14 protein-coding genes are annotated in these 14837 nt (G+C 34.0%); 8 read left to right on the forward strand and 6 right to left on the reverse strand.

From position 1 onward, the window contains the following. Positions 1-75: 75 nt before the first annotated feature. The 5 genes from ACOQOS_RS19300 to ACOQOS_RS19320 form a co-directional block, all read right to left on the reverse strand. Positions 76-1704 carry an alkaline phosphatase family protein gene (locus ACOQOS_RS19300; RefSeq protein ID WP_420572114.1) on the reverse strand — a complete coding sequence of 543 codons (1629 nt, stop codon included), beginning with the start codon at positions 1702-1704 and terminating at the stop codon, positions 76-78. Between the two features lie 192 nt (positions 1705-1896). Then, complete coding sequence (locus ACOQOS_RS19305; RefSeq protein WP_420572115.1) at positions 1897-2697, reverse strand: alpha-ketoglutarate-dependent dioxygenase AlkB; 801 nt, start codon at positions 2695-2697, stop codon at positions 1897-1899. Next, positions 2697-3917, reverse strand: coding sequence for a hypothetical protein (locus tag ACOQOS_RS19310; protein ID WP_420572116.1), 1221 nt, complete (start codon positions 3915-3917; stop codon positions 2697-2699). Before ACOQOS_RS19310 ends, ACOQOS_RS19305 begins: the two co-directional genes overlap by 1 nt. A 56-nt stretch (positions 3918-3973) precedes the next feature. After that, positions 3974-4453 carry a hypothetical protein gene (locus ACOQOS_RS19315; protein ID WP_420572117.1) on the reverse strand — a complete coding sequence of 160 codons (480 nt, stop codon included), beginning with the start codon at positions 4451-4453 and terminating at the stop codon, positions 3974-3976. Continuing rightward, positions 4454-5596, reverse strand: coding sequence for an FAD-dependent monooxygenase (locus ACOQOS_RS19320; RefSeq protein ID WP_420572118.1), 1143 nt, complete (start codon positions 5594-5596; stop codon positions 4454-4456). A 72-nt stretch (positions 5597-5668) separates the two neighbouring features. Between ACOQOS_RS19320 and ACOQOS_RS19325 the strand changes: the two genes are divergently transcribed. Then, positions 5669-6286, forward strand: coding sequence for a TetR/AcrR family transcriptional regulator (locus tag ACOQOS_RS19325; protein WP_420572119.1), 618 nt, complete (start codon positions 5669-5671; stop codon positions 6284-6286). 13 nt (positions 6287-6299) lie between these two features. Here the strand turns inward: ACOQOS_RS19325 and ACOQOS_RS19330 are convergent, their stop codons facing one another. Then, positions 6300-6698 carry a hypothetical protein gene (locus ACOQOS_RS19330; protein ID WP_420572120.1) on the reverse strand — a complete coding sequence of 133 codons (399 nt, stop codon included), beginning with the start codon at positions 6696-6698 and terminating at the stop codon, positions 6300-6302. A gap of 127 nt (positions 6699-6825) precedes the next feature. Here ACOQOS_RS19330 and ACOQOS_RS19335 point away from each other — a divergent pair, with 127 nt between their 5' ends. From ACOQOS_RS19335 to ACOQOS_RS19365, 7 genes are all read left to right on the forward strand, one after another. Then, a complete protein-coding gene (locus tag ACOQOS_RS19335; RefSeq protein ID WP_420572121.1) occupies positions 6826-7629 on the forward strand; it encodes a DNA alkylation repair protein in 804 nt (267 codons plus the stop codon). A gap of 383 nt (positions 7630-8012) precedes the next feature. Continuing rightward, on the forward strand, positions 8013-8432 hold the full coding sequence (locus ACOQOS_RS19340) for a transposase-like zinc-binding domain-containing protein (protein ID WP_420572122.1): 420 nt from the start codon (positions 8013-8015) through the stop codon (positions 8430-8432). A 108-nt stretch (positions 8433-8540) separates the two neighbouring features. Continuing rightward, positions 8541-9785, forward strand: coding sequence for a hypothetical protein (locus ACOQOS_RS19345; protein ID WP_420572123.1), 1245 nt, complete (start codon positions 8541-8543; stop codon positions 9783-9785). A 12-nt stretch (positions 9786-9797) separates the two neighbouring features. After that, the gene (locus tag ACOQOS_RS19350) at positions 9798-10061 is read left to right on the forward strand and encodes a DUF4212 domain-containing protein (RefSeq protein WP_420572124.1); all 264 of its coding nucleotides are present in this window, start codon (positions 9798-9800) and stop codon (positions 10059-10061) included. A 30-nt stretch (positions 10062-10091) separates the two neighbouring features. Beyond that, positions 10092-11867, forward strand: coding sequence for a sodium:solute symporter family protein (locus ACOQOS_RS19355; RefSeq protein ID WP_420572125.1), 1776 nt, complete (start codon positions 10092-10094; stop codon positions 11865-11867). Positions 11868-11956: 89 nt separating this feature from the next. Next, positions 11957-12151 (forward strand): hypothetical protein, encoded by a 195-nt coding sequence (locus ACOQOS_RS19360; RefSeq protein WP_420572126.1) that lies wholly within the window; start codon positions 11957-11959, stop codon positions 12149-12151. Beyond that, positions 12144-14834 (forward strand): ATP-binding protein, encoded by a 2691-nt coding sequence (locus ACOQOS_RS19365; RefSeq protein ID WP_420572127.1) that lies wholly within the window; start codon positions 12144-12146, stop codon positions 14832-14834. The genes ACOQOS_RS19360 and ACOQOS_RS19365 overlap by 8 nt, the downstream gene beginning before the upstream one ends. Positions 14835-14837: the final 3 nt, after the last annotated feature.

A 14837-nucleotide genomic window follows, 5' to 3' on the forward strand; every position in this document is an offset into this window, starting at 1 on the left:
TAGTTGCTTAAATAAAAAGCCCAACACAAATACTGTTGAGCTTTTTGAATGAGTTTTTATAGACTAGATTTTTTATTAGTCTTGATGAATATACGCATTAGCTTCTTCGTCAGAATGAAATTCTGGAGTTGTATTTTGCGCTCCAGTATCTCTGTTCATTTTATCCGTAATAGCATCTGCTTGCGCTCGAACAATTTGCGATGCATGATTTGGAATTTTTACAGAAGCATCTGCAACAGGTGGTTCAATGCCTTCTAACGGGTTGTCTTTTCGAGGCTCTTTTCTTGTAAGAACATCTAATACATCCGAAGCTGCTTTGTCTCGCTCAGTTAAATGTGGTAAGTCAAATAAATTTTCTATGGTTTTTAGTAATGATGTATGATCTAGTGGAACATCGCCTTTGGTTCTATATACTGTTCCTGCTTTAATCCAAGGAGAAATTAATACACACGGAACACGTACGCCAAAACGATTGAAGGTAAATCCGTTTTTATTTTTGGTAGTTGGACTTGGTGGAGTAGCACCATATGGTGGTGTAATATGATCGTAACAACCTCCGTGTTCATCATAATTAATTACCAAAAGTGTGTCTTCCCAATATTTAGACTTTCTAAGCGTGTCATAAATTTCTAGCATATACTTTTCTCCTGCCGCAACATCATAATTTGGATGTTGACTGTTTCCATAGCTTCCCCAAGAAGGTTCTAAAAATGTATAGTCAGGAAGTTTTGCACCATTCTCTCCTTTTAAAACTATTTTAAAATCTTCAAAGCTTCCCCAAAAACAATTTTCTGGTGTTGGGTTGTCAGCTACATCTTGACAAAAACTGTAGGTATATGGTTTTTGTAATTTATCAGCGAAAATTCCCCAACTACGCTTATGATCTGAAAGGTTTTTAAAAATACTTTTTGAACTATACGATTTTACTTCGTCGTATAAATGACCTTCAGAAGTTGCCATGTGCATAAAGGCTCTATTGGGTAATGTTTCAGAAGGAACCGAGCAATAATAATGATCGCATACAGCAAACCCTTTTGCTAAACCTGATAAAATAGGTAAGGTGTCTGGCGTGTACATTCCCATAATATCAGCAGGAGCAGTACCCGGAAATTTACTCACGATTTCTATACCTGATTTCGGAGGAGCATGATGCTGATACCAATTTTTATAGTGATCATTTTTATAATCTTTGGAATGATCATAATCTTTATCATATACTGTTTTAGTAGTATTTGTTGAATCGCTTGAATTGTCTGTTGTTTTCTTCTCTTTATGCAAAGGCGGATCGCCGAAATATTTGTTTCCTATTTTATTCTCAAAGTCACGCACAAAACCTTGATTTGGAGCAATTCCTGGTTGATATGGAGGATTTAAACTGCCAAATAGTTGAAAATTGGTGTTCATAAAACCTTCTCCTGGATCCATTTTTGGCATATAATACGCGTATTTATCATTTTTATCAATGGCAAATACTTTATGAGCATTTCCTTTATTGTCAGGATTTGTTTCATTGCCTGTCAATCCTGAATAGTAATGTCCAAGCGGAGAAATGTTGATTTTTTTCTTGTCGGTGTCTTTATTTTTATAGCTATCGTTGTATAAAAAACCTAACATATGATCGAAAGAACGATTTTCAAACATGACTACTATGACATGTTTTATTTTCTTTTTTGGAGAATTTTTTTCCTGTTCGGAGGTTTGCATAGTGTGTAGTTTTGAATGGTTTAGAATATCAATTTATAGGATAATATTCTGTAATCCAAATGAAAACACGCTAAGGACTAAATTCAGGTAGTTTTACCCTTTTTTGAAAGCTATGTGTTTTTACGTTAGTGATTTATGACAGAAAGTATAAGTATTTGAAATCAAGTAAACAGCTATTTGTTTGTCGAATTTTTATCTTTTAGGTTCCATCAAATCTGCTTCACTCAAAGTGTATTTCATCTCAGGATAATTAAAATTCATGCTTTTGTTTTCTGCGCCTCTTGTGATGTAAAAGTTTCTACGTTGTTCTTCGTTTCCTAGTGTTAAAGCTGTTCCGTCAGAGAAATACGGTTTTCCATTTTTAAACTGAATAAAGGTTTTAGAAGTTCTGAACGTAATGCCTAACCAACGATTTTCAGGAATAGCTTCTTTATTTCCATGAACTGGTTCCAATACAATTTTATGTTGAAATTTAGCATTGGTTGCCACCGAAAAGAACACAACAGAATTATTGGTCAATACAAATTCAAACTCTTTCAATGTAGTTTTATCTCTTACCTTTAACTTTCGTAAGACTTGTTTAGAGACGTTTTCAGGGTTTTCATAACAAGAGAACAACGCAATACAAGAAGTTGGTGCAATATCTAAGCATTGATCCGAATGATACTTCATTTTGGTATATTCTTGATTGTATATTTCAATCAATGCATTGTTGAATGTTACTTCTGAAAGTGGAATCTCTTTTGTGTTTTTGACGGTGTTTTCTATCTTCGTAGCAATGCGAACATGAATATCAGAAAAATCATGTGCGGGAATGCTATACTTTGTTGTCGTACGAACCAACGGAATGCCTGCATCGCTAATTTTTACCAAATGATTCCCTTTTCTGCCTTTTCCGACAGTTTCAAACGCAACGGAATCAGACAGCGAAGCAAACAGCGTTTCTTCCAGCGGAAGCGAAAACTGGTGAAAACCATTCTTTTCTATCATCATTAATAAATCGGTTTTTGGTAATCGCCCAAATTCATGCTAAAATGAACTTTTCCATAAGCTACTTTACGTTCCGATACGTTTTCTTCATAGTAAGTATCTCGTAATTCTGACATCTTTTCTCTTGTCATTTCTTCAAGCTTAATAAGTTCACCATTTTCCATAATATAGGTTTGATCATTCATAAAAACAGCTTCCAAATTAGAACAACGAACCACATAACCCAATCTTGTTGGAATTCGATCAATACTTAACACAGAAGGTCTAATTTCGTGTGTGTACAATCTGTTGGTAGAAAGCGGAATAATGAAAGCGGAATTTGGATATAAAGTCACACTAAATTCTTTTTCTAAACTATCATCCGTAACCGACTTTTTTAGTTTGAAATGTAGCTTTGTCAAGCCACTTGATTTTCCGTAACACCAATCGTAACGATCAGTTTTTGAAGGTTTCAAATGTTCAAACTGCGCATCGTCATAAAATGTGCAAAAAGCAATCAATCCGTTTTTATCCATATCTTTTGTCTTGTCGGAATGTGCTTTAATTTTTGCTTTACGTTCTTTGGCTCTTTCGTCCGTATCTTTTCTATTTTCGTATATCTGTGCTAAGACATGATTTAAGGAGGTTTCTTGTGCAAAAACAGCTTTTGTCGCTGTATTTAATGTGCTAATAATCGTGCGATCCGTCTTGCGGAAATTGTCTGTTGGTCCAGACAAATTACTAGAACAGCGTAACAAATGGAAGTGCAATTGCTCATTGTTTTCGTTTGTCGTTTCCTTTGAAACATCACTGAGATAAATTCCCGTGCGCAATGCATTTGATTGTTTATTGGATTCTGTTAACTGCTGAAATTCGTGCTCAGATTTAATCTGCTGAAAATAAGTGTCGTATTCCTGAAATAACTGTCTAAAATAAACGCCCACATTGTGAACAATAATAGGAACTTCACCCAAACGTATCACTTGAAGATTTTCATTAGAAAGTTGTTCGTAATTCCTCGAAAGCTCACGAATTACAAATACTGGGCGATCAATATGTTCAATTTTTGAGATGTTTCCAAAAGCATATATATACTCGTGATGTTCCATGATTTCGGAAACACTTTCCGCGACAGCGCCACAAAAATTTCGAATTAAATAATTTAATTCATCTGTTTGTTTTTCAACGTCAGTAAGAGCTAGAAGTATATTTTTAGTTTTGGTAATTTTATTTTCAGTATGCATATACGGTTTCAATTCAATTTGAAAAAGAAATCTAAGATACTAAAAATGTAATACTACTATTTAAGAATTGTTCTGAGAATTTTTACCCATAAATTCCACGGAGTTTTTTTAGAACTATTTGTTACTTGATTTTCAACTTTATCAAAAGCATCTTCCAACAATGCATCATGCAACCACCGAATAGCAAAAATCCACAAAACGGTTGCAAATCCTTGGGTTTTCATATCAATAGTATGTTGTATTTCACATGTGTTTTTATCGATTGCAGTAATACGAAAAGCATGTGTGCCAACGAAACCTTTTGGTTTTTGAAACTCAAATTTCACAAAACCATCTGCATCGTATGAAAGTACTTTATAACCCACAGGTCCGTGTCCGCCTTCAGCACCTTTCACAAGTCCATCCTTAAAACGCATAGACGGCCATTTTTCTTTTGGCCAGATACGATCTTCTTTCTCAGAAAGTGTTTCAAATAAAGGTAAAAGAGTTGTTTTGGCAACATCAATTTTTCGTGTGTGAATATTAAGTACGTTCATCTATGAGAGTGTTTTTTGGAGCTTGAATAAATTTTCTATTTGCATTCTATTCAGTTTTTCAGGAGCGATTTGAAGCAAGCTATTTCGTAGAAATTTCGCAAGAGGATTTTTCCAATGTGAGATTTTTCCAATTTGCCTACTTTGTTTTACTACTTTATGCGCATACGGCATGCGCAATTTTTGATATTCTTTAAATGCAGTTTCTTGATCATACTGTTTCAAACATTTCGCAATAACAAGAGCGTCTTCAATTGATTGGCAAGCACCTTGTCCCATGTTAGGAGTCGTAGCATGTGCCGCATCTCCTATAAGACAAGCAAACTCATCATGCCAAGTAGGCATAGGTTGCAAGTCATTCATAATGGTTGTATGAATAGACTTTATGGGAGTTGAGGCAATTATTTCTTTGGCAATTGGAGCGTAGTCTTTAAAATAATTTGACAATTGTGCTGTTGAAAATTCTTGTGCATCTTTTGTTCGCGATTTTACTGCGTACCAATAAATTTGGTCTTTACTAAACTGAACAAAAGCAAATCGATCGCCATTTCCCCAAGCTTCATACAAATTGTGTTCATACTGTTTCGGTAAATTAAAATACGTAACGCCGCGCCAACAAACTTGATTCGTAGTGCGTATATGACTATTAGGAAAAAGTGAGTGTCTTACTTTTGAATGAATTCCATCTGCGCCAAGTAATAAAGAAGATTTTACAGATGTATTGTTTGTAAAATTAATAAGATAACCGTCTTTTTCTTTTATTAGATTCTGTACTTTATGGTTTAAATGAATTTTTGTAGTTGTTAAATTTTTAAGGAGTATTTCTTGCAGTTTTCCTCTATGAATTGAAATGCTTTGTAAACCATATGTATCTTTAAAATACTGTAAATCAATTTTAGAAATTACCTTCAGATTTTTATCTGTAATATGCATAATATTCAAAGGCATAGCATTCTGAGTGAGTTCGTTATCTATTTGTAACGCTCTATAAACATTCATCGCATTACTTGCTAACATAATGCCTGCACCAAGCGGTTTGATGCTTTCCGCTTGTTCATAAATTGTAACTTCAATTCCTTGTTTTTCTAAGGCTAAAGCTGTTGTCAATCCACCAATTCCTGCGCCTATAATATCTACTTTTTTCATATGTTCTTCACGATTAGTACAATTGTACTAATGCAAAAATAGTACTTTTGTACTAAATAGTATTGTTTGAACGTGAAAAACACCAAAGAAAAAATTTTAGAGAGCGCATTACGACTCTTCAACGAACAAGGTATTTCGGAAGTTTCTCTGCGTACTATTGCAAATGATATGGACATTAGTTTGGGGAATTTGACGTATCATTTTAAGAAACGAGATACTATTGTTGAGTCTTTATACCTTGATTTAGTAGCAAAATTAGATGCAATTGCTTTAGAAAATATAGATGCAGAAAACGTATTGCAATCTTTTTTTAAGATTTCTGATGCAATAGCAGAAGGTTTTTATGAATATCGCTTCATCATGTTGGACTTTGTACATATAACTCGAAATTATCCAACCATACAATCTCATTACAGAGAGCTTATAAAAATAAGAGAATTCCAGTTTGAAATGTTGGTTGCTGAGTTGATTCGAACAAATATCATAAGAGAAGAATTAATAGAAGATGAATATAAATATCTGTTTATGAGTTTACGAATTATGAGTGATTTTTGGCTCGCTACTTTGTCAATAGACAAGGATACAATCACTAAAGAAGAAACCTCAGGACAAGCAAAGCTCTTGAAATTAAAAATCTTTCCTTACTTAACAGAAAAAGGAAGAGGCATGTTTGAAGAAATCAATTCTTAAAGTTTTAAATACGCTATTTAGATAATTTTTTTAAGCTCCAAGTCCAGGTTCTACCAAATTTATTCCAAGCTGTACCTTTCATTTCTTTATCCTTAATTTCTCCAATTTGTACAGAAGTATTCCCTAAAGCAATAATAACTTTAGTTCCGTTTTGGCTCCAAATGTCCTCTTCATCTCTAAAAGAAACAGTACGTTCGCGTTCTGTATTCGTCTTGTACGCAACATGTCCGTCAGGTAAAAAATGAAACTCATAAAAATCACCGTCAGAATCTGTTCCAGACCATTTTGTATTGGCAATACTAATACTATCATTTTTAACAGTAACAGTTTGACCGATTGCAAATGAAGATGTAAGTATTGTTACTGTGAAACAAAACAAATAAACAATTTGGTGTTTTTTTAGACGAATCATAAAGTTATCTTTTATGAACTGAAACTACGAGTTTCTTCATCAAAATCAAAATAATACCTTAAAACAAGACAGAAATTATAAGATATTTTGAGAATTATGTACTTTAGAAACTTTAAAATACGATTACATGATTCCTGAACACATTACCAACAGAAAAGGACCAAGAAGCTTAAAAGATCTCAATCCAGAAGTAATTGAATATTTAAATAAAGGACTGATAGAGACGAAAAATCTCATGGAATGGTTGGCTACGGATCAATTGGAGCTATTAAAATTAGTTTTAGAGCAACTGGACAAACTAGCTTGGTTTCCTGATTTTGAAGTTGCAGTAAATGCGCAGAAAAAACCAACAGCAAACAGCAATACAAAAGTAATAGGAGAAACTTTAGGCATACTTACTTCCAATACTCAAATATATGATGTCTTAAAAAATCATACTTCCGATTTGGTAAGATGTTGGGCATGTTGGGCAGAAAGTACGCATCATGATACTGTTTCTAGCTTGCTAAACGCGATGAAAGTATATGCGGCTGATACACATTTTGGCGTTAGAGAAGTCGTTATTTTTGCTACAAAAGAGCGTATGATGAATGATTTGGACACTTCCGTAGAATTATTATCTAAATGGACAATGAGTACCGATGAAAACGTTCGCCGTTTCGCAGTCGAATCTATGCGTCCAATTGGTGTTTGGACGAAAAAAATAGCAGCTTTCCAAGAAAATCCAGCGAAAGCTTTATCAATACTAACGCCTTTACAATCAGATACTTCAAAATATGTGCGCGATGCTGTTGGAAATTGGTTGAACGATGCCAGCAAGTCACAACCTAATTGGGTAGAAAACCTTTGTAAACAATGGGAAAAAGAATCTTCTACCAAAGAAACTGCCTATATCATTAAAAGAGGTTTGCGAACCATTCTAAAAAAATAATTGTATTCAAGAACTGTTATATACGGTTTGAAACGTGCTTTTTAATCTTATGATTTTGATTTTAAGGAACATGAGAATAAGTTTAGCGCAGTAAATCAATATGTCTTTTTAAGATACTATTTCTCAGTTCAGAGATAATAGTATTCAACGCTATTTTTCCGATATCAAATAATACTTAAAATGTAAAATTCTGGTATTCAAATTACACTAGACTGTTTACTTTTTAAATTCAATAAGTTCAATACTTGCTGTTTTATTGCTAAATTGATATATTTATGCTAAATTAATATACGTAAATTAAAGTCAATGTAATCTTTTGATTATCTGAATGATATTTTTGTGTAAATATTGTTGGATGGAATCTGTAAAATAAAAAGAAATAAATGAAAATAGACTTATGTCCAAATTGCGGTTCAGATCAATACATAAAAAGTGGAATTGTCAGTAATAGACAACGCTACAAATGTAAAAAATGCAATTATTTTTTCTCTGTAAATAAGATAGGGAAGAAGATTGATGATTATTATGTCAACAAATCTTTACAGTTATATTTAGAAGGATTAACCTATCGTGAAATTGAACGTATTTTAGGAATATCACATGTAAGTATCATGAATTGGGTGAAGAAGTACAACATCAAACGTCCTTATAATGCTAACTATCACCCAACTTATAAAATTCTTAACGCAGATGAGCTTGGAAATTACTTTCAAAATGCCGAAAACGTAAAAGGAGCAGGAGTCATTGTAACAGAATTAGGTGATAAATTTATGTTGATTAAATGGGAACGTTTCAAAGATTAGTATAGTAAATTAACAAAAAAATATAGTTATTTTTATTTATCTCGCTGTTTTTTAGAGTTTAGCATTGCACACAAAACCAATGTAATACCAACTAACTCTTTTACAACAATGAGAAAACTAACCCTTTTGTTGGTCGGACTATTTCTAGTCACTTTCCAATATACAAACGCTCAAGGTGCGCCAGATTACAATGGCGGAATGAAAGTAAAACTCAATGAAGATGGTTCTAAATACTTCCGAATCATTTCATGGGCACAAATTTGGGCACAACACAATTCAGACAGACCTTTAGACGCTAATGGAAATGAACAAAGTGATTTAAATTTCAGTTTGCGTAGAGCACGCGTACTTATGTATGCACAAATCAATAAACGTTTTTTAATTCTTACACATTTTGGACTCAACAGTCTTAACGGAGATAATTTATCACCAACAGGAAAAGGAGACAGTTCTCAACTCTTCTTCCACGATGTTTGGGGGCAATTTACGTTAACCAAAGATCACGCTATCGGAGGTGGTTTGCACTATTGGAATGGAATCTCTAGAGCTAACAATCAGAGTACACTTAATATGCTGACGCTTGACAATCAACGTCAGTCTTGGGCAACCATTGGTCTTTCAGATCAATTTGCACGTCATATAGGAGTGTATCTCAAAGGAAAATTTGACAGATTTCAATACCGAGTAGCAATTAATGATGCTGTAACAAACAATTTGCAAGAATCTGCAACGCCAACACCTGGCGGAGCTGCAGTATATGCAGGAAGACGCTTGTTAGGATCAAAAGATGCAGGAAGAACGTATGCAGGATATTTTGACTATCACTTCTTAGATCAAGAATCTAATTTCTTACCATACAAAGTAGGAAGCTATTTAGGTGGAAAAAAAGTATTCAATGTCGGAGCTGGATTCTTTTTCCATCCAAAAGGTTCAGTCATTGCAAATTCTGCTGGAGAATTAGCAGGTGAAGATGTATCTATTTATGCTGTAGATGCTTTTTACGATGCACCAATTGGTGGCAAAGGAGCGGCAATTACAGCATATGCTCTAGCACAATTCAACGATTATGGAAAAGACTATACTTTAGGACGAACGTATGAAACAGGTTCACTACTTCACGGACACGTTGGCTATTTATTTGCAACCGAAAAAGCAACGAAATTTCAACCGTATGTACAATTTGATAGCAGACAAATAGACGCAATTGATGACAATGCTACTTCTTTTGGTGTAGGAATAAATACATATCTTAGTGGACATCATTCAAAACTAAGTCTTGAATATTTTAATACAAAATACGGTAATGCTGATGCAGTAAGTACCATAACGCTTCAAGCAATGATTTACCTGTAAAACCAACCAACTATGAGCAATGAAAAACAAAAACGCGCAAAAGCGTACTGGAAAGAAAACATAAAATACCTTGCCATTTTACTCGCTATATGGTTTGTGGTTTCCTATGGTTGCGGAATTCTATTCAGAGAAGAACTCAATCAATTTAGACTTGGCGGATTCAAACTAGGCTTCTGGTTTGCACAACAAGGATCTATTTACGTATTCGTAATTCTCATCTTTGTATACGTACGGTTAATGAACAAATTAGATAAAAAATACGGTTTCGACGAGTAACCCTAACTAACCTGAAAAATAAAAATTATTATGAGTGTACAAACGTGGACTTGGATATTAGTAGGGATAACTTTTGCCCTATATTTTGGAATAGCAATTTGGGCTCGAGCTGGCTCAACAAAAGAATTTTATGTTGCTGGTGGAGGCGTTTCTCCCTTAGCAAATGGTATGGCAACAGCAGCCGATTGGATGAGTGCCGCATCTTTTATAAGTATGGCAGGATTGATTTCCTTTATGGGATATGACGGTTCTGTATTCTTAATGGGATGGACTGGTGGATATGTGTTACTAGCATTATTATTAGCACCATATCTGCGAAAATTTGGAAAATTTACAGTTCCCGATTTTATTGGAGATCGATACTACTCAAATACAGCAAGAACAGTTGCTGTTATCTGCGCATTAATTGTTTCATTTACATACGTAGCAGGACAAATGCGTGGCGTAGGAATTGTATTTTCTCAATTCTTACAAGTAGATATTAATGTAGGTGTTATTATAGGAATGACAGTGGTTTTAATTTTTGCCTTTTTAGGCGGAATGAAAGGAATCACGTATACACAAGTTGCACAATACTGTGTATTAATCTTCGCTTTCATGGTACCAGCATTTTTTATCTCTATGCAAATGACAGGAAACATCATTCCGCAAGTAGGAATGGGTGGAGAAGTAGAAGGTGGCGGATTTCTCTTAGATAAACTTGATAAACTGCATACACAACTTGGATTTAACGAATATACCAGCGGAACAAAATCTACTTGGGATGTATTTGCAATTACCTTGGCACTAATGGTCGGAACGGCAGGATTACCACATGTAATTGTACGTTTCTTTACAGTGCCAAAAGTAAAAGATGCGCGTAAATCTGCAGGATTAGCATTATTATTCATTGCTATTCTATATACAACTGCGCCAGCAATTGCAGTATTCTCCAGAACAAACTTAATAGAAACAGTAAGCGAAAAAGAATACACAGAAATTCCAGCTTGGTTTAAAAACTGGGAAAATACAGGCTTAATTGCTTGGGCAGATAAAAATGGTGATGGAAAAATTCAATATGTTGCTGGAAATGCACTCAATGGTAAAAAACCAGTATATACAGAAGCCAGAGGTACGCATGGAGAACGTATGATTTCAAATGCTAGCACAGCTACAAATGAATTATATGTTGATAGAGATATTATGGTGTTGGCAAATCCAGAAATTGCAAAACTTCCAAACTGGGTAATCGCGTTGGTTGCCGCTGGAGGATTAGCAGCAGCATTATCTACAGCTGCAGGATTATTATTAGTAATCTCAACATCAATCTCTCACGATTTAATCAAAAAACAATTAAGACCAAATATTTCAGACAAAGGAGAATTATTAGCAGCACGTATTTCAATATTAGTAGCTATTATCATTGCTGGATTATTCGGAATTTATCCGCCAGGATTTGTCGCCGCCGTCGTCGCCTTGGCATTCGGGTTAGCAGCCGCATCATTTTTCCCTGCAATTATTCTAGGAATTTTTGACAAACGAATGAACAAAGAAGGCGCAATAGCAGGAATGGTTGTTGGTATTTTACTAATGCTATTTTACATGATTCGCTACAAAACAGGACTCATCGGCGTTATGGATCCATTACCAAAAAGTGAATGGTGGTTTGGAACTTCACCCGAAGGCTTCGGAACTATCGCAATGATTGTAAATGTAATTGTTTCCGTAGTTGTTTCACGAATGACTGCCGCACCACCAAAAGATGTACAAGAAATGGTGGAAAACATTAGAATTCCTTCTGGAGCAGGAGAAGCTTCAAGTCATTAATACGATTAAATTAAGTTAGTTTAAAATCAACACTGCAAACTTGTAGTGTTGATTTTTTCTTAAATTTATATACCAAACAATTCAATTAAATGAAAAAACGGCACGAACAAAAATTAGTAGTATTAGCAATTGCATTGTTATTGCTATTCAATATTCCTTTTGTGTTAACATTCAACAAAGGAGGTGCGTTTTTGGGAATTCCAACGTTTTATTTTTCTATCTTTTCCATTTGGTTGACTTCGATCATTATTTCATATATCGTGTTAAAACGTCATTATGAATAATTATATCCTAATTTTTATCATCATAAGTTACCTTGCGGTACTTTTTTACATAGCGTTTTTAGCTGAAAAAAAACGACAAAGTAAATGGGTGAACAATCCGTATGTATATACATTCTCTTTAGCTGTATATTGTTCAGCTTGGACATATTATGGAAGTATTGGTATTGCAGCCAATTCAGGAATCAACTTTTTGCCTATTTATCTAGGACCAGTTATTGCAGCTCCTTTATGGATTATTGTTTTGCGGAAAATTATTCGAATATCAAAACAGCATAAAATATCTTCCATTGCCGATTTTATTTCGCTACGTTATGGAAACAACCGATTCTTAGGCGCGCTGGTTACAATTGTTTGTCTCTTAGGAACTTTACCATATATATCGTTGCAGCTAAAAGCAGTTTCAGAAACCTTTGAAATTATGGCAGATGAAACTAGTTATGTATCTACAACGGTATTTGACGATTCCACGTTTTATGTAGCGTTACTTTTAGCAATTTTTGCCACTTTTTTTGGAACTCAAAATACCGATGCTTCGGAAAAACACAAAGGAATCATTGCATCTGTTGCTTTTGAATCGATATTAAAACTGATATTTTTCTTGATTATTGGTGTGTATATTACTTTTTATCTCTTTGATGGAACATCTGATATTTACAACCAAATGTCTACTGCAGAAAACTTCAAGCAACTGATCACTCTTGGAAATGTAGAGAATGGTTTTGATTGGTTTTTCATGATTGCGCTAGCGTTCATTGCCATTTTTCTATTGCCTAGACAATTTCAAGTATCTGTTTTAGAAAACAACCGCGAGAAGCATTTAAAAAAAGCAATCTGGTTATTTCCACTATATTTATTGCTCTTTAACTTCTTTGTAATTTTTATTGCTTGGGCAGGAAAACTCACGTTTGGAGATACACAAAATGCAGAATATTACACTTTATTACTTCCGCTAGAAAATGGTAATTCGTTTTTAGCAACTTTAGTCTTTTTAGGAGGATTTTCAGCCGTAATTTCCATGGTAATTGTTTCCACATTAGCACTCTCTACTATGGTAAGTAACAATTTGATCATTCCGTATGGTTTCCTAGATAAATTTATTAAAAACCAAACAGAGCGAAATTCAAAAAACATCAAAAATATTCGTAGAATTTCAATCTTCCTCATTATCATAGGTGCTTATTTTTTCTACATATCCTTTTCTAAAGAACTATCATTATATTCTATCGGACTCATTTCATTTGTCATCATCTCACAACTGGCACCATCATTTTTCATTGGATTATTTTGGAATCGTGGTGCTTCCAAAGCAGCAATTATAGGAATCATTGTCGGAACATTAATCACGTTATACACCTTGGTTTTACCTTTTGTATTACAAGCATACACGGGAACAGACGATTTTACCCAATATGGATTGAATGGCATTGAAATACTAAAACCATATGCTTTATTCGGAATTGATTTTTTAAGTCCACCAGCACATGCTTTCTTTTGGAGTATAACGTGTAATGTATTGTGTTATCTGACGTTTTCTTTAACTTCTAAAGGAAATTATCGCGAACGAAACTATGCAGAAATGTTTGTAGATAGCAGTAATTTTGCAACACTTCAAGATAGTGCTTTGGTCTGGAAAGGAGAAGCATATGTGTCAGATATAAAAAATGTCTTGGTTCGTTTTTTAGGAGAAAAAGAAGCAACACGTGCTTTAAAAATCTTTTTTACCAAATATGATTTATCGCCAGATACGCAACTAGCAGACGCGAGATTGATTAATTTTTCAGAAAAACTATTAACAGGTAGTATTGGTGGAGCTTCTGCAAAAATACTCATAGCAAGTGTAGTGAAAGAAGAGCAGATTAGTTTGGTAGAAGTTTTGAAAATACTAGAAGAATCCAAAGAAAATATTGTCAACAACAAAGTGTTGCGTGAAAAATCGGAAGAACTTTCACAACTATCTTCCAAATTAAAAAATGTCAATGAAGAACTCATCACAAAAGACAAACAAAAAGATGAATTTTTAGATACGGTTGCACATGAATTAAAAACACCTATCACAGGAATTCGTGCGGCAACTGAACTTTTGATGGATGATCAAGGTGATATGCCGAAAGACATGAAAAATCAATTTCTAAAAAACATTCTTCAAGATTCTGATCGTTTAGCGCGTCTAATCAATAACATTTTAGATTTTGAAAAACTTGAAACAGGGCGTTTACATTTAGATTTGCAAGCAAAAGATCTTCAAAAAACAATTGAAAAAGCAGTGACAAGCATTCAGCAAATTGCTTCTAAGAAAAATATAAAAATCAATAACAAAACAGCACATGCAATTACAATTAGTTATGATGAAGATCGCATTCTGCAAGTATTGACAAATTTACTATCAAATGCAATCAAGTTTTGTCCAAAAGAAAACGGTAAAGTTACCATCGATTTTAAACTTGGGAATGGTGAAGTTGAGGTGAGTGTACAAGACAACGGAAAAGGCATTGCTGCGGAAGATCATGACTATATTTTTGATAAATTTTATCAATCAAGACATCAAAATACAATCAAACCTCAAGGTAGTGGATTGGGACTTGCTATTACAAAACAAATTGTAGAAAAACATGGCGGAAAAATATGGGCAAAAAAAGCTTTAAAAAATGGCGCTACACTTGTTTTTACGCTACCTTTTAAGTAAATT

The sequence above is a fragment of the Kordia sp. genome, from assembly GCF_965224175.1.
GTDB lineage: Bacteria > Bacteroidota > Bacteroidia > Flavobacteriales > Flavobacteriaceae > Kordia.

Excerpts from the sequence above, each read along its gene's own strand:
- ACOQOS_RS19300 (WP_420572114.1), bottom strand. The coding sequence starts at position 1,704 with ATGCAAACCTCCGAACAGGAAAAAAATTCTCCAAAAAAGAAAATAAAA.
- ACOQOS_RS19305 (WP_420572115.1), bottom strand. The coding sequence starts at position 2,697 with ATGATGATAGAAAAGAATGGTTTTCACCAGTTTTCGCTTCCGCTGGAA.
- ACOQOS_RS19310 (WP_420572116.1), bottom strand. The coding sequence starts at position 3,917 with ATGCATACTGAAAATAAAATTACCAAAACTAAAAATATACTTCTAGCT.
- ACOQOS_RS19315 (WP_420572117.1), bottom strand. The coding sequence starts at position 4,453 with ATGAACGTACTTAATATTCACACACGAAAAATTGATGTTGCCAAAACA.
- ACOQOS_RS19320 (WP_420572118.1), bottom strand. The coding sequence starts at position 5,596 with ATGAAAAAAGTAGATATTATAGGCGCAGGAATTGGTGGATTGACAACA.
- ACOQOS_RS19330 (WP_420572120.1), bottom strand. The coding sequence starts at position 6,698 with ATGATTCGTCTAAAAAAACACCAAATTGTTTATTTGTTTTGTTTCACA.
- ACOQOS_RS19335 (WP_420572121.1), top strand. The coding sequence starts at position 6,826 with ATGATTCCTGAACACATTACCAACAGAAAAGGACCAAGAAGCTTAAAA.
- ACOQOS_RS19340 (WP_420572122.1), top strand. The coding sequence starts at position 8,013 with ATGAAAATAGACTTATGTCCAAATTGCGGTTCAGATCAATACATAAAA.
- ACOQOS_RS19345 (WP_420572123.1), top strand. The coding sequence starts at position 8,541 with ATGAGAAAACTAACCCTTTTGTTGGTCGGACTATTTCTAGTCACTTTC.
- ACOQOS_RS19350 (WP_420572124.1), top strand. The coding sequence starts at position 9,798 with ATGAGCAATGAAAAACAAAAACGCGCAAAAGCGTACTGGAAAGAAAAC.
- ACOQOS_RS19355 (WP_420572125.1), top strand. The coding sequence starts at position 10,092 with ATGAGTGTACAAACGTGGACTTGGATATTAGTAGGGATAACTTTTGCC.
- ACOQOS_RS19360 (WP_420572126.1), top strand. The coding sequence starts at position 11,957 with ATGAAAAAACGGCACGAACAAAAATTAGTAGTATTAGCAATTGCATTG.
- ACOQOS_RS19365 (WP_420572127.1), top strand. The coding sequence starts at position 12,144 with ATGAATAATTATATCCTAATTTTTATCATCATAAGTTACCTTGCGGTA.